Raw genomic sequence first — 14692 nt, forward strand, 5'->3', positions numbered from 1 at the left:
ACGTAGATATCACTACTTGAGGGCACCTTTTTTTAAGGACAAGTGATTTTATGGTTTAGTAAAATATGGAGGATCAGTGAATCGTAAAGGGGGAGTGAACCATGGGGATATGGTTTGGATACATTCTACTGACGATTTTGATAGGCGGTGTGTGCTAGAAGTGGATGGTCTAAAAGGAGTAAGAGACCGAGAAGGGAAATATAATAACTTAACAGATAAGTATAACGATTATATTGTTGCGTCATCCTACTTGGCACTACAATTTTGGGGTGTAAAGTAACATAAAAGTAACATTAATCTGAACACAACCTTACTCATCTAATAGTTTAAGGTTGTGTTCAGATTTTCCGTTACCAAGATACTAGGGGGATAATATGAAAAATTTAATTATTGAGGAAGGGCACTCAATAGATGTAATTAAGCTTGGAATGACTAAAGAAGAAGTCGAGAGATATGTTCAGTTGAGTAAGAATGAATCTATTGAACCGTATTTTTATGAAGATGTTCAATGCGAATATGGTGCAGGTATAAAAGTGTCCCATATTCATATCTCCAATTCATTGAAAGACTATTACTATTGTTTGTTTAGAGGTATTGATGTGTTTAATACGAAAGCAAGCAAGCTCGTAGAAATACTAGATAAGATTTCACCGTTCGATAGAAATGAAGATGCTTCATTAGGCTACTCATATACCTTTCCGCAATTGGGATTGTCCCTTTGGAGAGGAACCGTACTTAATGATGAGGATTTAGAAGCAGATTGGTTTAAAGAACTTAAACCAAGTATACAAGAGGATGAGATGAAGAATTTGTATTTTGAAACTGTAAGTATTTATTCGATTTCTAATTCTCCAAAAGAGTGAACTTGCTGTCTGGCAACCATTACTCCCGTTTGTATTACCATCTTTGTGTAGGTCATCCTGCTGGGCGCGCACCATTAAAAACAGGGTCATAGAGTTACCCATTTTTATACGTATTTCGGCTGTAGCCCAAAAAGAATCCCCCAATTGATAGTGCCGGCAATCCTTAGCGTACAGGATACCGGCGTTTTTTCTGTCATCCAGGGCTTAGCGTACAAAATTGTTACAATGTTGGCGGTCCCTCCAAAAAAATACATGCGGGGTGTGGCTACGTTTGCCACAAGAGGTACAATTCGTAACAAGCGATTTTACTACTTCTGATTATCTTCAGGAAGTAGCGAATATTCTAAGCCCATAAAACTAGCTACAGAGAGCTTTTCTTCGTTTATGACCTGAAATCGGTAATTAGCAGGAGACAATAGCGCCTGGGTATCAGCTTCTGTCAAATTTTCTTTTAGCTTTAGCTGTTGCGAAATCGTATACCGATTCTCTTTACTGTTTAACTCAATTTGAACGTGTGAAGGAGTCTCAGCAAGCAAATTTTTAATGGTCTCGTTACCTGGCATATCTGCAAACGAAAAGTAAAAGGGTTTTTCCGTATGCATCATTTTTTCTTTCAAATCGTCCGAAATTGAGATTCGTAACGTGAGTTCTGCGGTATTACTGTTTTTTGTTATTTGAAGCACGGATGTTTTCAAATTCTCCCCTGTAATTTCCTCGAAATAGTCGTAGACGCTGACATATGACTTCTCTTTAGAAACTTTCACTGTTTCTGATGAACTACCCGCGCTACACCCACTAAGGAGAACGATGAACAGAAGGAGAAGCGTATGAAGAGATCGTTCAACAATCGAAGGTTTCTTAATATTCATTTTCTCCCCCTGTATATTTTATGAAATTTCAATAAGGATTTTAACATATATTACCAGTTTATTTGCGGCTACCGCCAGCATAAATCGTGTTTACGGTTAAGCACTGCCGAAGCTACCCGCCTGATCCAGAGCGTGAGGCACCACTGGTCAATGGAGTCTATCGAAAATGACTTAATCCTTAGCCTACGATTTTTCCCTTTTCGTGAAGTTACCCCAAGGTGTCCTTTTTTCTTGAACAGGTACGGAACGTGTTGCCAGTCGGGCAGCAGATACCAGCCCTAGTATGACAATGAACGTTTGAAGGAGCAGGGAAGCGGTAATGCCAACAGAAAGTGAGAATTCAAATGTAGTCATCACAGATACGATGGCTCCTCCCATCCCAATGACAATCGCAGGCGTAAACGTATCAGCGATAGATATTTCAGCAGATACTTTTCCTTCTTCACCAGGTTTTGCAAGCGAAAACGCAATGGCGCCGCTTGTCGGGTGAGCCAAACCGATTCCGAAACCCATAATGATCTGGCTAAAAATCGCGAGCACGATACCGAAAAGGTCTTGTTGAATCAATGGCAGTGGTACGGTGCAGGCGACTCCAATAAGCATAATGACGAGACCAGTGATAATTCGTTTTTTTCGACCTGCTCCTTGGTCTCTTTTGTCCAGCTTTGCTTGTACATTGGCTGCCAGCGACCAACTGATTGCTGCGGAGGCAACAGCTAAACCAGCTTTGTCGGCAGTTAATCCTAAAATCGAAGTGAGTCCAAGGACGAGATACGTTTGTGTGCCGTAATAGGCAGCGACAAAAAGACCCCGAGACGCGATGACAGCAGGTAAGCCTGAGCGTGCGAGGAGCGTTCCTTTAGGTATCAGCTTATACAATGGGACACTCAGGGTGAGCAAACCCGCGATGGATAGCAGAAAACCGTAGATGGAGGGAATTTTGCCGAGTCCAAAAAGCAAGGCTCCAGTCCCTATGGCCAAGAAAAAAGGCAGAAGAAGACTACGATTGTTTGCCACGCTTGCTTTTGATGGTTGTAAGCCTCGGAAAGAGGGGGTGGTTAAGAGTGCAGACAGAAAGATAAAGGGAAGGATCAACCAGAAGACATATCTCCACGACAACTGTTCAGCAATAATTCCGGCGACATACGGTCCAAACAGGCCTGGAAGGATATAAGCGCTGGAGAATACAGCAAGAATTTGCGGGCGCAGGGAATCGGGGTAACGCAAAGTAATCATGGTATACACGCAATTGACCAAGGCACCGGCTCCGAATCCTTGCATCACTCGCCCAAGCAGTAAAGTAAGCATATCTGGCGCAATTGCAGCAACTACAATGCCAACAGCAAAGAGCACGATTGTGACAATGAAAGGCTGGGCAGGTCCTTTTCTATCGACGAATTGACCTGTGACCACGGTTCCAATCAGCTGAGCCAACAAATAAGCGCTGAATACCCACCCATACAGATCCTCACCCTGTAGCTCTCGGGAAAGACCGGGGGCGATTGTCGTGACAGCCAAGCCTTCAAATGCTGTAGCTGTCACCACCAGAATAATACCGATCGTCAAAGCTCGGTAATGCGTGCTCCATATGCCTTCTGTGCTCATCATTTTCACTCCTTTTTGTATATATCTTGTCTAGAAAGTTGTCATAAAAACTGTTGTTACAACAACTAATTATATACAAAAGAATATATCCTGCAATATGTTTTGTTTTACAAGTTTTTCACGTTCTGATAAATGATATTGAGTGTTCTTCGAAATTGGTTCACTTCTTCTTCGGTCAATCCTGCAATGGTTTTCTCATATGCTTCAATGGAGGGAGGAAGGACCTCGTCTTTTAAAAGTCGCCCTTTTTCCGTCAGATAGACACGAAGGGAGCGGCGATCCTTTTTATCTGTTTCGCGATGAATGAACCCTCTTTCTTCTATGAGAAAGAGCATCCGCGCGATATTCGTTTTATCCTTATAGGTGCGTTCTGCCAACTCGTTCTGGGTCAGACCTTCTTCTTCCCATAACACGACAAAAATCATCCACTGATCGATGGTGATGTTATACGGATTGCATACTTTTTGATAATAGTTGTTCAGTTTTAAATCTGTACGTTTCACGATGACGCCGATATATTCATCCAATTTCATTGCGAAACCTCCTACGTTAGGTAGTCAGAGCAACTGTTGCTAATGACAACTATAAGGATGCCTCGTACAAGTGTCAATTTGCAGGGCTGATATGTTGAACGCATGAAAAAGCCAAATTTGCTCAAAATAACAGCGGGATTCATTACATACCAGAAAAGGAGAAGGAATAAATGACTCCAATACTCAGGAAAGTAACACTGTTGATGATTTGCCTTACCTTGCTAGGCGTACCGATCATGGCTGTAGCCAAGGAAGCACAAAGAAACGGTCAGCAAGGGGAGTGCATAAAGCCAAAAGAAGTTAAGTTGCAGGGCGATATGAGAAAGCTTTGGATCGACCATGTACTATGGACGAGGAGTTATCTGGTCAGTGCTTTAGCAGGGCTGGAAGACAAAGACAAGGTACTGGCACGGCTTTTGAAAAAACAGACGGATATCGGAAATGCGATCAAGCCTTTCTATGGAGAGGAAGCGGGCAATAAGCTCGGCAAGCTTCTCACTGAGCATATCGTCCTTGCAGGCAAAATTATCGATGCAGCAAAAAATGGCGATCAGGCAAGCGTGGCAAAATTAAATAAAGAATGGTACCGGAATGCAGATGATATCGCCAAGTTTTTAAGCAGCGCCAATCCCAATTGGACCGAAAAGGAACTAAAAGATTTGCTGTACAAACATTTGGAGCTGCTCACTGGAAATCTCCAGGCGAGATTGAAAAAGGACTGGGAAGCAGACATTGTTACTTTTGACCAAGGTGAGGATCACATCATCTCGTTGGCGGATGTGCTGACGGCGGGCATCATTAAGCAGTTCCCGAATCAGTTCTAATACAAAAAAAGTACGCCAGCACCCGCTTCATTCGGTGCTGGCGTTTTCCTTATTTCAATAGCCGCTTGATAATCTCGTTCGTCACAGAAGGGACAACCTCGGTAGAATACGTGATCTCCATCCGTTCAAAACGGTTATGCGCATCGTACCCATACGGGCCGATGTTGATGCACGGTACATTGATGTCGCGAATGTCCTGGTACTCGACGTAATGCTTGCTGCCCCAGCTCGGATTGTTCTCTTCGATCGCGAGAATGCCTTCCTCATCGTCTGAGAGGGCGTACGTGTCGCCCTTGCCCCTGCGTGAACTAATTTTGTGCCGTCTTTTTCAAATATGCTCTCCAGGTGATGCACCATTGATCAGGATCATCGAGCACGGATTCTAGGACACGGTGACCTGTACTATTGTGCGGCGCTGTTTTTACAATCTCCGGATTCTCATAGGCTTCCTGCGAAATATGGGTCAGTGCTGCGATGTATTCGTCGAGCTCTGCCATGGAGTAGGACTCGGTCGGTTCCAGCGTAAACGGCTCCGGTACGACGTATGGGTGGTGACTGGTCCAGTAATGGTGGGCAAAGTCGACCATGCGGCGCTGAACATCGTACGTGGTGACGCCCGTGTCTTCTTTTAGCTGCTGCCAGCTGTAGCGAACCTGCTCCAGACGTCGGCCTTGAATATAGGGCGCGCTCGCACCGCGAATTTGCAGGATTTTGTGATAGAGATAGTTGTTGTTGAGGCAAGCGATTTCGGCAACTTCCTTCAAGCCGTCAGCGCCAAGCGCACGGACCCAAGCGTAGGAGCGCAGGACAGCGGGTGGTACGCCGTAAAAGCTGCGGACTTTCCCGATGCTGTTTTTCAGATCACGCTTGTAGAAGTAACGCTCTCCGTCGAAGTCTACGATCGGGCCTGGTAGGAATTGCTCCAGCTCGGCAGTGACACCGATGGCTCCTGTTGCAGGTCCACCGCAAGCGTGTGGGACAGAGAAGGTTTTGTGCAGGTTGAAGAAGCACATGTCAAAGCCAGCTTCCAGCGCGCGTGTAATGCCGAGCAAGCCGTTGGCGTTCGCTTGGTCGTAGCAGCACAGCCCTCCTGCTGCGTGGACGACGTCTGTGAACTCCTTGATGCGGGAGTTGTAAATGCCTGTATCCTCAGGATTTGCTACGGCAAAGGCAGCGGTTCGCTCCGATACAAGTCCCTTTAATGCTTCCAGATCAGGGTAGCCGTTTTCGTCGGCAGGTACATAAATGATTTTGAAGCCTTTGACTGCGGCGGTCGCTGCTTGGGACGGGTGGGAAAAATGGGTGGTAATAAACTCGTTGCGCTGCTCCCCTTCGCCGCGAGATTCATGGTATTTGCGCACGATAGAGGCTTGGGTAAACAACGCCTGTGTGCCACTGCCCGGTTGGAACGAGAATTTGTTCATTCCCGAAATCTCGCGCAAGTACAGATCGAGCTGATACGTCATCTCCAGCATCCCTTGTACAGTGGACTCGTCTTGCAGTGGATGCAGCTCCGCCATTTTCGGCGAGCGCACGAAGCGTTCATTGATTTTCGGAGAGTATTTCATCGTGCAGGTGCCTTGCCCAATCTCTACGTTGAAATCGGACCCCAGCACCTCCTGCGAAATGCGGGAGTAATGGCGGATGATACGGTATTGGCTGATCTCAGGCAGATTCGGACGTTTTTTCCGACGGAGGCTGTCTGGCAGCGAAGAGATGCCATCGCCTACGGTCTCCACGATTTGTGGTTCGACGGGTGGTACCTCGACGCCACGCTCGCCGGGCTGGCTCAGCTCGAAAATGACAGGCTCATCCCATTTTGCTTGGTGGAAGCGGCGCACCTTATGGTTTCTCGGAATCCGTTTCATTTTGTCGATGGTTCCTTCGGATGTTTTCATGGTCGGTTTCCTCCTTTTTCAATGGTCTTTTTACAAGATGCTTTTTACGGCAGCAACGAGCGTATCAATATCCTCCTGGGTATGAACCTCCGTGACGCAGTAGAGCGCACATTGACCCAATTCCGGGTAGTGTTCAGTCAAGTCAACTCCGCCGAAAATTCCTTTGGCGAGAAGGACAGCGTTGATGTCTTTGATGGTTTTACCTGTTTGCGTGAAGTCGATCACGAACTCCTTGAAGAAAGGAGCTGCGAATTTGACCTCGATGCCGGGAATGGAAGAGAGCTGCTTGGCTGCGTATTGGGAGCGCTGCATGATTCCTTGGCCGACTTCTTCCATGCCCACAGGTCCCATCGTCGCCAAGTACACGCCTGCGGTAATACCCCATAGCGCGGTTTGCGTTCCGACGGATTCCTTGCCTTTTTCACGTTTGGCAAAAGAAGTGCGGTCGTACGCGACGTCTCCGAAGCCGTACTCGCCTTCGACTTCTGTCGGAGCGATTCCGAACAAGCGGGACGGATATTCCATGACGAAGGTCGGATCGTCATGCGTCGCGATAAAGCCGGATTGCCCGCCGCCGTAATGCATGTGTACGCCAAGCGGCTGCAAATCTCCGCACACGATGTCCGCGCCGTAATTCGCCGGAGATTCCATAACGCCGAGCGAAATGGGATCGACGCCGACTACACAAATGGCACCGGCTGCATGAGCCAAGTCTGCGATCATTTGTCCATTTACTTCCACGGAGCCGAGGAAGGTCGGGTTTTCGAAGTAAACCGCTGCTGTATCTACACCGAGCTTTGCTTTTAGATCAGTGAGGTCGAGCGTGCCTGTTTCGTTCTCAAAATCGATCAAGGTGACGGTAAGATCAGGAGACGTATAGTTTTTGATGATCAAGAGCTTGTCAGGATGGATGTTTTTCGAGATCAGAAGCTCCGTGCGTTTGGTTATGCGTGCTGCCATGCGCAGAGCAGTAGAAGCAGCCTGTGCCCAGTCAAAGGTCGGAACGTTCACGACATCCATATCGACTAGCTCTGCTACGAGGCTTTGGTACTCGAACAACGCCTGAAAGCGCCCCTTGTCTTCATAAGGCTCTCCAGCATACGCCGTCACAAATTCCGCGCGGGAGTTGATTTCATCACAGACAGCCGGAACAAAATGCGGCCAGCAGCCTGCGCCGAGGAAGCTGATATTCTCCTGCGTGGTTTGGTTTTTATTCATCAGCTTGTTGACGTGGCGCTCCAGCTCGTATTCGGTCATTGCTTTCGGGATGTTCATTTTTTCTTTTAGGCGCAGCTCTCCGGGAATATCGGCATAGATATCCTCGATGCTGGCAAAGCCGATTTCAGCAAGCATTTTCTTTTTGACTTCAGGTGCAGAATTCGGAATATACGGGTGGGCATAACGCTGTACGCTCATCTCATGGTTCCTCCATCTCTTCGTTGGAATATTCAGTCTGAATTGCGATAATTTAAGCCAAACCGCCGCCGTCGACGACCAGTACGGAACCCGTCACCCAGGATGACAGGTCGCTGGCAAAGAACAGAACAGCATTGGCAATATCTTGCGGAGAACCGAGACGCTCCAGCGGACGCCCTTGGGCGGAGGAGACGAGGAATGCTCCTTCTTCTTTTTCCAGCTGGCGCGCTTCTTCACGCAACAGAGGTGTGTCGGTATCGCCGGGTGATACGCAATTCACACGGATGTTTTCCGGACCGTGGTCTATCGCCATTGCCCGCGTCAGGTTGACGACGCCTGCTTTTGCCGCGCAGTAGGCCGCAGCCTTGTCACCGCCCTTGATGCCCCAGCCAGAGCCTGTGTTAATGATGCTGCCTCCGCCTGTTTTCGCCATGACAGGAATGACGAATTTCGAGAGGTTGTAAGCCCCCTTCAAGGATACATCGACGACCAGATCCCAATCGTCCTCTTCCAGCTCGACGACTGTCTTTCTTCTGATCACGCCTGCATTGTTGAATAAAATATCGATGCGACCATAAGCCTCCTCGATCGCTTTCGTTACTTCACGACAGTCCTGTTGGGAAACTACATTGCATGTAAAATAACGGGCAGAGCCGCCCTCCGCTACAATTTCTTGGGCTGCCTTTTCTCCGAGCTCTTCGTTAATATCAAGCAGCATGACGTTTACCCCGAATTGTGCCAGTCTTTTCGCTGTTGCAAGTCCGATACCGGAAGCAGCACCTGTCACCAAGGCTACCTTTCCTTGCAAATGGAATACTTCGTTCGTGTTTACCATGGTTGATCACTCCCCCTAGATGAAACGTTTATAATGCAATCACTGTGCCAAGTGCGGAATGGACTCGGCTGAGTTTACATGCTCCTTGTTTACTCGCAAAAAAGCTGATTTTACGAGGTTCCGATTGTGTGTCGTGCCGTCATGGCGGTGACAAAAGTGGCAACGAGTTGTCATTATTGGCAACTATCAGTGGTAAAATGTTTGTGAACTATCTAAATATTTCATAAAATAGAGAGCAAGGACATTAAGCAGGGAGGAAATCCATGGTTTCGTTGGATCTGTGCAAACCAGCCATCGAAAAGGTTATTACAGGCATTTCAGATATATTGAACGTGGATGCTGCGGTGATTGACGAGCGCGGTCTATTGGTCGTAAGTACGGAACGCTACTTGAAACAAAAAGGCGAAAATGTGCATGTGCCCTCGATTGAATTCGTGTTGGCAAAAGGACAGTATGTGGTAGACAAACCAGGCTCTATGGAGATGTGCAAAGGATGCCGATTTCTCGACAGTTGCCCCGCCAAAGTAGAGCTACTCTCTTCTATTAAGGTAGCCAATCATGCAATCGGGGTCGTTTCCCTCACATCCTTTACGAAGGAAGGTCAAAATCGCCTGTCCAAGCATACAGAGAAATACAAACAAATCCTAACAGAAGTAAGCGAGATGATTACGGCGATTGTACAGTCCCATGCGACGAGACAGATCGAATCATCTGATGATTCCATGCGGCTGTTAGAGGGAGCGCTGGATACCGTAGCCGATGCGTATTTCACATTTGACCGAAGTGGCAATGTCATTCACACGAACGCCAGCGCTCGTAGACTGCTGTCCCAGCATGAACTGCTACCAGCGGAGGTTTCACGGATGTTGCTGCCGTCATTATCCGGGATGGCCGCGCATTCCTTGCCAATCGCCAATTGTCTCGTAGACAAGCTGGATGCTCCGACCGAGGCCACGCCGATCATCGTCAACAATCAGCTCATTGGCGGCGTGCTTCGCGTGCAGAGGGGATCGCTGACGGTTCCGCGTTTGATGGATCTTGAAGGGAGCCGTTTATCTGGCAAAGCAGATAGCCTGGCTCAAATCATAGGAAATAGTCCAGCCATCAAACAGGTCAAAGAAATGGCGAGGAAAATCAGTAACAGCAGCTCTACAGTACTGATTACCGGCGAAACAGGGACAGGCAAAGGCCATCTGGCAAAAGCGATTCATGAGGCAAGCATGCGAGCCTACTATCCGTTTGTCGCAATCAATTGTGCCAGCATTCCGGAAAATCTGTTCGAAAGCGAATTGTTTGGTTACGAGGACGGTGCGTTTACTGGAGCCAAAAAGGGAGGAAAGCCCGGGCGGTTCGAAATGGCCGAGGGAGGTACGCTTTTTCTGGATGAAATCGGCGATATGCCGCTCTCCTTGCAAACGAAGCTGCTGCGTGTCCTGCAGGAAAAGGTCGTGGAACGCATTGGAGGCACGCGGTCGTTTCCAATCAATGTGCGAATCATCGCGGCGACCAACCAAAACCTGGAGGAGCTCGTGGAGAAAAAAGCATTTCGTGCCGACTTGTACTATCGGTTGAACGTCATTCCGATCCACGTCCCATCACTCGCAGAGCGAAAGGAAGACATCGAGCTCTTGGCCGTTTCGTTTATGGAAAAGTACGGGGAGCAAGCAGGGCGTACCTTCTTCGGGATAGCAAGAGAGGCGATCAACCTTCTCACGCACTATCACTGGCCAGGCAATGTGCGCGAGCTGGAAAACGCCATCGAATACGCCATGAACATGGAGCAAGACACGGTACTGACTGTCGACAGCTTGCCGCCGCGACTTCGTGCCCGTGCTCCAGTGGCGCTTTCACATGCAGGGCCAGATATCAAAGCGAGGGTCGCGGATGTACAAGCGGACGCGATTCGCGCTTCGCTGCAAAAGCACGGCAGCGATTTGAAAGGAAAGCAGCGAGTGGCGGAAGAACTCGGGATCGGGCTGCGCACCTTGTATCGGAAGCTGAAGCTGCTCGGTATATAAGGATTCGGGCAGGAGCCTGGCGAATATTTGTGGGAGAACCTATTGGGGGGAAGAAGCATGAGTGAGCTGAATGCCTTATTTCGGAAAAGAATCGGCATGTCAGAAAGTGAAACGATTACCTTCGATACATTGGATCGACTGCTTGATCTGACAGCATTGGCGATTCCTTTTGAAAACCTGTGCATTGTGGAAGAGGGAACATACGTAATCTCGAAACAGTCCGTCATGGAAAAGATACTGGTCAGAAATGAAGGTGGTCTTTGCTACGAACTCAATGCGATGCTGTATTTCTTCTTGCTGGAAAATGGCTTTGACGCCAAGCTGATACGGGGAGTTGTTTACAGGCATGACGTTGGCGCATATTACACCATTGGCCGAACGCATGCCACGATTTTGCTTACCTATGAGGGACAAACGTATTTGCTCGATACGGGCTTTGGTTCGAACCTGCCGTTGAAGCCTGTTCCGTTAACCGGAGAGACCGTCTCTTCGCGCAATGGTGAGTTTCAGATCAAGAAAGAGCAGACGGAGCATGGGGATTATGTACTCGAAATGAAGCTGCGGCACAAGGATACGGACTGGAGGATCGGTTATACGTTTGATTCGCAGAAGCTGGTAACGGATGAAACGGAATTAAACGAGATTCAGACGATTATCGCGGAGCATGAGCAGTCTCCCTTTAACAAAAGCCCTTTGCTTACACAGTTGACGGAGAGAGGCAATGTTACGTTGACGAACAGTTCTTTTACGCAATGGGCGGATGGGGTCATGACAAAAGAGACAATTGACGATGAACGATATAAAGAGCTGGCGAAACAGCATTTTGGTTTGTAATGATTTAAATTTCCTACCAGCTGCTCTTGAGAAAAAGAGACGATACAAATGCAAGGAGTGCCAGTACGATCAAGACGTTGGTTGTTTGGGGCGATAGACGCTTTACCTCCTTGCCTTTATACCAGCCGCTAAACTGGAGCTTGTTTCTGTAGAGCACAAGGATCAGCAACAAATTCGCAAAAAACAACAGGAAAAACGGAGTTCCCTCTAGTGTTATCAAGAACAGTTTCGATTCAACAAAAAACAGCAACCATAAGCCTGCAAACAAGATGATGATGACTCGGATCAACTCTAATAGAAACCTGAAAAGATTCGACATGACGAGACTCCTTATTTTTATTTCAAAATATAACCCCATTAGGAGCTTTTGTCCTGATGGGGTTTATTAGTTCTACTATTGTGTCCTTACATCCTCTAAGTGCTTCATAGGATCAACAGGTATACCATTTTCGATAACCTGAAAAGAAAGATGCGGTCCTGTGCTGCGTCCCGTACTTCCTAACAGACCAATGAGCTGACCTTGGGTCACAGTAGCTCCAGCGGTGACCTCCAGCTTTTCCAAGTGGGAATAAACCGTTTGATACCCGCCTTCATGCTCCAGAATGACCTGGTTGCCTTTCCCCGTTTTTGTATCGTATTCAGCCTTGACCACCTTACCAGACCCGGCTGCTTTTACAGGAGTGTTCAGGGTGTTGATGATTGAGAGGCTGGCATGATCAGTTGCGCTTCGCATTTCCCCTTCCGCTGGTACGGCGAAGGTGACCTCATTCCCTAGTACTTTTTTTGCATCGGTCAAAGTGAAGACACCTAAAGCTAAGACGACCACGATTCCAGATACTGTCCACGTATAAGCCCGTTTTTTAAAGTGACGAATCATTTCTATTCTCCTTTTCACTTGTTTTTTGGAGCTGGAGAACCCGGCTGTGAAGCGAATCTGTTTGGGACAGGCATACAGCTCGAGCATTTTGATCATGGTGTATCCGTAGCGAGGTACCTCTGTCTCCTGCAAATAAGTCAAAGCCAAGGCATCACAAGCCATTTCCTGATCCTTACGCATGCGGGAAGCAGCGTACCATAACAGCGGGTTGAACCAGTTGAGGATCAGAAGCACGCTCATGATGCTGTTCACAGGAATATCTTGTCTTTTCCAATGCGCCAGCTCATGCAAAAAGATGTGGCGCAGCTCATGCTCATCGAACTGGTCCAAAAGATTTTCCGGAAGCCAGATTTGCGGTCGCCAGATCCCCATCAAGGCAGGACTTGTCATGCGATGACTCATGCGTAAGGGAATCGATTTGGTGATGCCCATCTGTTTTTTACATTGGGAAAAGACGCGCAAAATGGCTTCATCCTGTAAAAACGCATCGTTTTTTAGCTGAGAGAGCAATCGGTATGTACTGAGAGTCATGGTGATAGCGAAAATAACGACACCGCCGATCCAGACGAGGGAAAGCAGGCTGATCCAGGAAAAGCTTGCTTCGTTTGCTAGAGAGATATCTGGTAGAAGGGTAGCGTGAGGCGGATTCAAAGCCTCTGTAGTGAAACCAATGGCTTCCGCTGGTGGTCGGAGCTCCTGCATGGATATCCAGGACGAAGCAGGCAGCCAGTTATACAAACTGATAGAGCTGTCTAGCGACCAAGGAACCGCGAGCTTCCAGAGAAGAAGGAACCATACGGCGTAGTGCCAGCGGATGGGGAAATGATTTTTGCCTAACTGCTGGCAGAGAAGGATCAGGATCACAAGAAGACTGGCCTCGATGGAGTTATACAGTGTCCACGCAAACGCTTGATTGAGGGTGAGTGTGAGCCATTGCCAGTCCACCAGCTTATTTCTCCCTTTCCGAAAGGATTTTTTTCAACTCGTCAATCTCTTGGGAGGAGAGCTTTTCTTCTTTTAAAAAGTGAATCAGCATGGGCTTTAAGGCTCCGCCGTACACGCGCTGCAAAAAGGATTGGCGCTCTTGGCGTTTGCACTCTTCTTCCGTAAGAACAGGAGAGTAATAGTAGACTCGATTGACCTGCTCATAGGTGAGAATGCCCTTTTGCAAGAGGCGGCTGAGCAAGGTTTTGATTGTTTTGTCTTTCCACGTCTTATTGTCTCGCAGGGCATGAATGACATCGGCTGCTGTAGCGGGTGACTTTGCCCAGATGACCTTCATAATCTCCCACTCGGCATCCGAGATTCGCGGTTGCTCGTCCAAGTTAGACTCCTCCTTCGATTACATTTGTAGTCGTTGGTTATGCTTCAAAGATTACGCTTGTAGTCGATAGGTGTCAACTATCATTTTTGTACATCCATTCCAAGTGGGCATCATTGGAAGATGACAAGCGAATTGGTACTCTGGAGAAAAAGCGGATAAAGGATGTGATAAACATGAATCTGGCCGAGCAGTTTGGCGATATGGATATTTACTTGTTTGATCAGTTGTTAAAGGGACGGGTTACGAAGGACATGAGGATACTCGATGCTGGTTGCGGTTCGGGGCGGAATTTGGTCTACTTTTTACGAAATGGCTGAAACCCAATCGAGCTCTTGGAACAAGTCAAGATTAATGAGAAATCTCTTGAAGAAATATTCGACACTAATGAATTTGAGCTAATCACTTTATACTAGAGTGGGGCCCGATAACATATTTTATTTAAATTAACGTCCAAATGTCCAAATTCGGGCGTTTTTCGTCGTTTTCAGCGATTAGCGATCGAGGGAGATGACGATTGAAACGTTATTTCCAATTATTTCATTTGATGAGGCGAACAGCTCGTGTTATATTAGTGATCCGCCTTTGAAAAAGGGCGAAACAAAATTGAAATTATGATGCAATCCGATTATTACCGCTTGACTTGAAACAATCGTGCATGGTATATTGTGATTCCGGCACTTTTGAAGTGCTAGTGAAAATGTTCTTTGAAAACTGAACAGCGAAAGCGTTAATGAGTCTATCATTAAATGATTTGCCAGCTTTGAACCAGTAACAAACTTTATTGGAGAGTTTGATC

At 47.4% G+C, this 14692-nt stretch carries 14 protein-coding genes; 5 read left to right on the plus strand and 9 right to left on the minus strand.

All coding sequences use genetic code 11. From position 1 onward, the window contains the following. The first annotated feature begins 374 nt into the window (after positions 1-374). A complete protein-coding gene (locus ACFYU8_RS29525; RefSeq protein ID WP_390306483.1) occupies positions 375-863 on the plus strand; it encodes a hypothetical protein in 489 nt (162 codons plus the stop codon). Positions 864-1171: 308 nt separating this feature from the next. Here ACFYU8_RS29525 and ACFYU8_RS29530 read toward each other — a convergent pair whose 3' ends face one another. From ACFYU8_RS29530 to ACFYU8_RS29540, 3 genes are all read right to left on the minus strand, one after another. Next, positions 1172-1732: a hypothetical protein gene (locus ACFYU8_RS29530; RefSeq protein ID WP_390306481.1), complete on the minus strand. Its 561-nt coding sequence runs from the start codon at positions 1730-1732 to the stop codon at positions 1172-1174. 183 nt (positions 1733-1915) lie between these two features. Next, positions 1916-3337: an MFS transporter gene (locus tag ACFYU8_RS29535; RefSeq protein WP_390306548.1), complete on the minus strand. Its 1422-nt coding sequence runs from the start codon at positions 3335-3337 to the stop codon at positions 1916-1918. A gap of 107 nt (positions 3338-3444) precedes the next feature. After that, the gene (locus ACFYU8_RS29540; RefSeq protein WP_390306479.1) at positions 3445-3870 is read right to left on the minus strand and encodes a MarR family winged helix-turn-helix transcriptional regulator; all 426 of its coding nucleotides are present in this window, start codon (positions 3868-3870) and stop codon (positions 3445-3447) included. A 170-nt stretch (positions 3871-4040) separates the two neighbouring features. Here ACFYU8_RS29540 and ACFYU8_RS29545 point away from each other — a divergent pair, with 170 nt between their 5' ends. Beyond that, complete coding sequence (locus tag ACFYU8_RS29545) at positions 4041-4694, plus strand: glycosyltransferase (RefSeq protein ID WP_390306477.1); 654 nt, start codon at positions 4041-4043, stop codon at positions 4692-4694. Positions 4695-5002: 308 nt separating this feature from the next. Here ACFYU8_RS29545 and gcvPB read toward each other — a convergent pair whose 3' ends face one another. The 3 genes from gcvPB to ACFYU8_RS29560 are packed head-to-tail and all read right to left on the minus strand — an operon-like array spanning position 5003 to position 8843. Further along, positions 5003-6592 carry an aminomethyl-transferring glycine dehydrogenase subunit GcvPB gene (gcvPB, locus tag ACFYU8_RS29550; RefSeq protein WP_390306475.1) on the minus strand — a complete coding sequence of 530 codons (1590 nt, stop codon included), beginning with the start codon at positions 6590-6592 and terminating at the stop codon, positions 5003-5005. A 30-nt stretch (positions 6593-6622) separates the two neighbouring features. Continuing rightward, positions 6623-8008, minus strand: coding sequence for an aminomethyl-transferring glycine dehydrogenase subunit GcvPA (gene gcvPA / locus ACFYU8_RS29555; protein WP_390306473.1), 1386 nt, complete (start codon positions 8006-8008; stop codon positions 6623-6625). A gap of 52 nt (positions 8009-8060) precedes the next feature. Beyond that, positions 8061-8843 carry an SDR family NAD(P)-dependent oxidoreductase gene (locus tag ACFYU8_RS29560; RefSeq protein WP_390306471.1) on the minus strand — a complete coding sequence of 261 codons (783 nt, stop codon included), beginning with the start codon at positions 8841-8843 and terminating at the stop codon, positions 8061-8063. A 263-nt stretch (positions 8844-9106) separates the two neighbouring features. Here ACFYU8_RS29560 and ACFYU8_RS29565 point away from each other — a divergent pair, with 263 nt between their 5' ends. Then, a complete protein-coding gene (locus tag ACFYU8_RS29565; RefSeq protein ID WP_390306469.1) occupies positions 9107-10861 on the plus strand; it encodes a sigma-54 interaction domain-containing protein in 1755 nt (584 codons plus the stop codon). A gap of 57 nt (positions 10862-10918) precedes the next feature. Next, on the plus strand, positions 10919-11695 hold the full coding sequence (locus ACFYU8_RS29570) for an arylamine N-acetyltransferase family protein (RefSeq protein ID WP_390306467.1): 777 nt from the start codon (positions 10919-10921) through the stop codon (positions 11693-11695). Between the two features lie 13 nt (positions 11696-11708). Here ACFYU8_RS29570 and ACFYU8_RS29575 read toward each other — a convergent pair whose 3' ends face one another. The 3 genes from ACFYU8_RS29575 to ACFYU8_RS29585 all read right to left on the minus strand — a co-directional run bounded on the left by ACFYU8_RS29575 (position 11709) and on the right by ACFYU8_RS29585 (position 13896). Continuing rightward, positions 11709-12014, minus strand: a complete 306-nt coding sequence (locus tag ACFYU8_RS29575) for a hypothetical protein (protein ID WP_390306465.1) — start codon at positions 12012-12014, stop codon at positions 11709-11711. Between the two features lie 75 nt (positions 12015-12089). After that, positions 12090-13517, minus strand: a complete 1428-nt coding sequence (locus tag ACFYU8_RS29580) for a M56 family metallopeptidase (RefSeq protein ID WP_390306463.1) — start codon at positions 13515-13517, stop codon at positions 12090-12092. Between the two features lie 4 nt (positions 13518-13521). Continuing rightward, the gene (locus tag ACFYU8_RS29585; protein ID WP_390306460.1) at positions 13522-13896 is read right to left on the minus strand and encodes a BlaI/MecI/CopY family transcriptional regulator; all 375 of its coding nucleotides are present in this window, start codon (positions 13894-13896) and stop codon (positions 13522-13524) included. A gap of 173 nt (positions 13897-14069) precedes the next feature. On the opposite strand from ACFYU8_RS29585, the gene ACFYU8_RS29590 reads away from it, so the two are divergent. Continuing rightward, a complete protein-coding gene (locus ACFYU8_RS29590; protein WP_390306458.1) occupies positions 14070-14213 on the plus strand; it encodes a class I SAM-dependent methyltransferase in 144 nt (47 codons plus the stop codon). Positions 14214-14692 lie beyond the last annotated feature (479 nt).

Source organism: Brevibacillus sp. NPDC003359, assembly GCF_042878995.1.
Classification (GTDB): domain Bacteria; phylum Bacillota; class Bacilli; order Brevibacillales; family Brevibacillaceae; genus Brevibacillus.

What these genes read in the sequence shown, in the direction of transcription:
- ACFYU8_RS29525 (WP_390306483.1), top strand. Translation starts at nt 375, where the DNA reads ATGAAAAATTTAATTATTGAGGAAGGGCACTCAATAGATGTAATTAAG.
- ACFYU8_RS29530 (WP_390306481.1), bottom strand. Translation starts at nt 1,732, where the DNA reads ATGAATATTAAGAAACCTTCGATTGTTGAACGATCTCTTCATACGCTT.
- ACFYU8_RS29535 (WP_390306548.1), bottom strand. Translation starts at nt 3,337, where the DNA reads ATGAGCACAGAAGGCATATGGAGCACGCATTACCGAGCTTTGACGATC.
- ACFYU8_RS29540 (WP_390306479.1), bottom strand. Translation starts at nt 3,870, where the DNA reads ATGAAATTGGATGAATATATCGGCGTCATCGTGAAACGTACAGATTTA.
- ACFYU8_RS29545 (WP_390306477.1), top strand. Translation starts at nt 4,041, where the DNA reads ATGACTCCAATACTCAGGAAAGTAACACTGTTGATGATTTGCCTTACC.
- gcvPB (WP_390306475.1), bottom strand. Translation starts at nt 6,592, where the DNA reads ATGAAAACATCCGAAGGAACCATCGACAAAATGAAACGGATTCCGAGA.
- gcvPA (WP_390306473.1), bottom strand. Translation starts at nt 8,008, where the DNA reads ATGAGCGTACAGCGTTATGCCCACCCGTATATTCCGAATTCTGCACCT.
- ACFYU8_RS29560 (WP_390306471.1), bottom strand. Translation starts at nt 8,843, where the DNA reads ATGGTAAACACGAACGAAGTATTCCATTTGCAAGGAAAGGTAGCCTTG.
- ACFYU8_RS29565 (WP_390306469.1), top strand. Translation starts at nt 9,107, where the DNA reads ATGGTTTCGTTGGATCTGTGCAAACCAGCCATCGAAAAGGTTATTACA.
- ACFYU8_RS29570 (WP_390306467.1), top strand. Translation starts at nt 10,919, where the DNA reads ATGAGTGAGCTGAATGCCTTATTTCGGAAAAGAATCGGCATGTCAGAA.
- ACFYU8_RS29575 (WP_390306465.1), bottom strand. Translation starts at nt 12,014, where the DNA reads ATGTCGAATCTTTTCAGGTTTCTATTAGAGTTGATCCGAGTCATCATC.
- ACFYU8_RS29590 (WP_390306458.1), top strand. Translation starts at nt 14,070, where the DNA reads ATGAATCTGGCCGAGCAGTTTGGCGATATGGATATTTACTTGTTTGAT.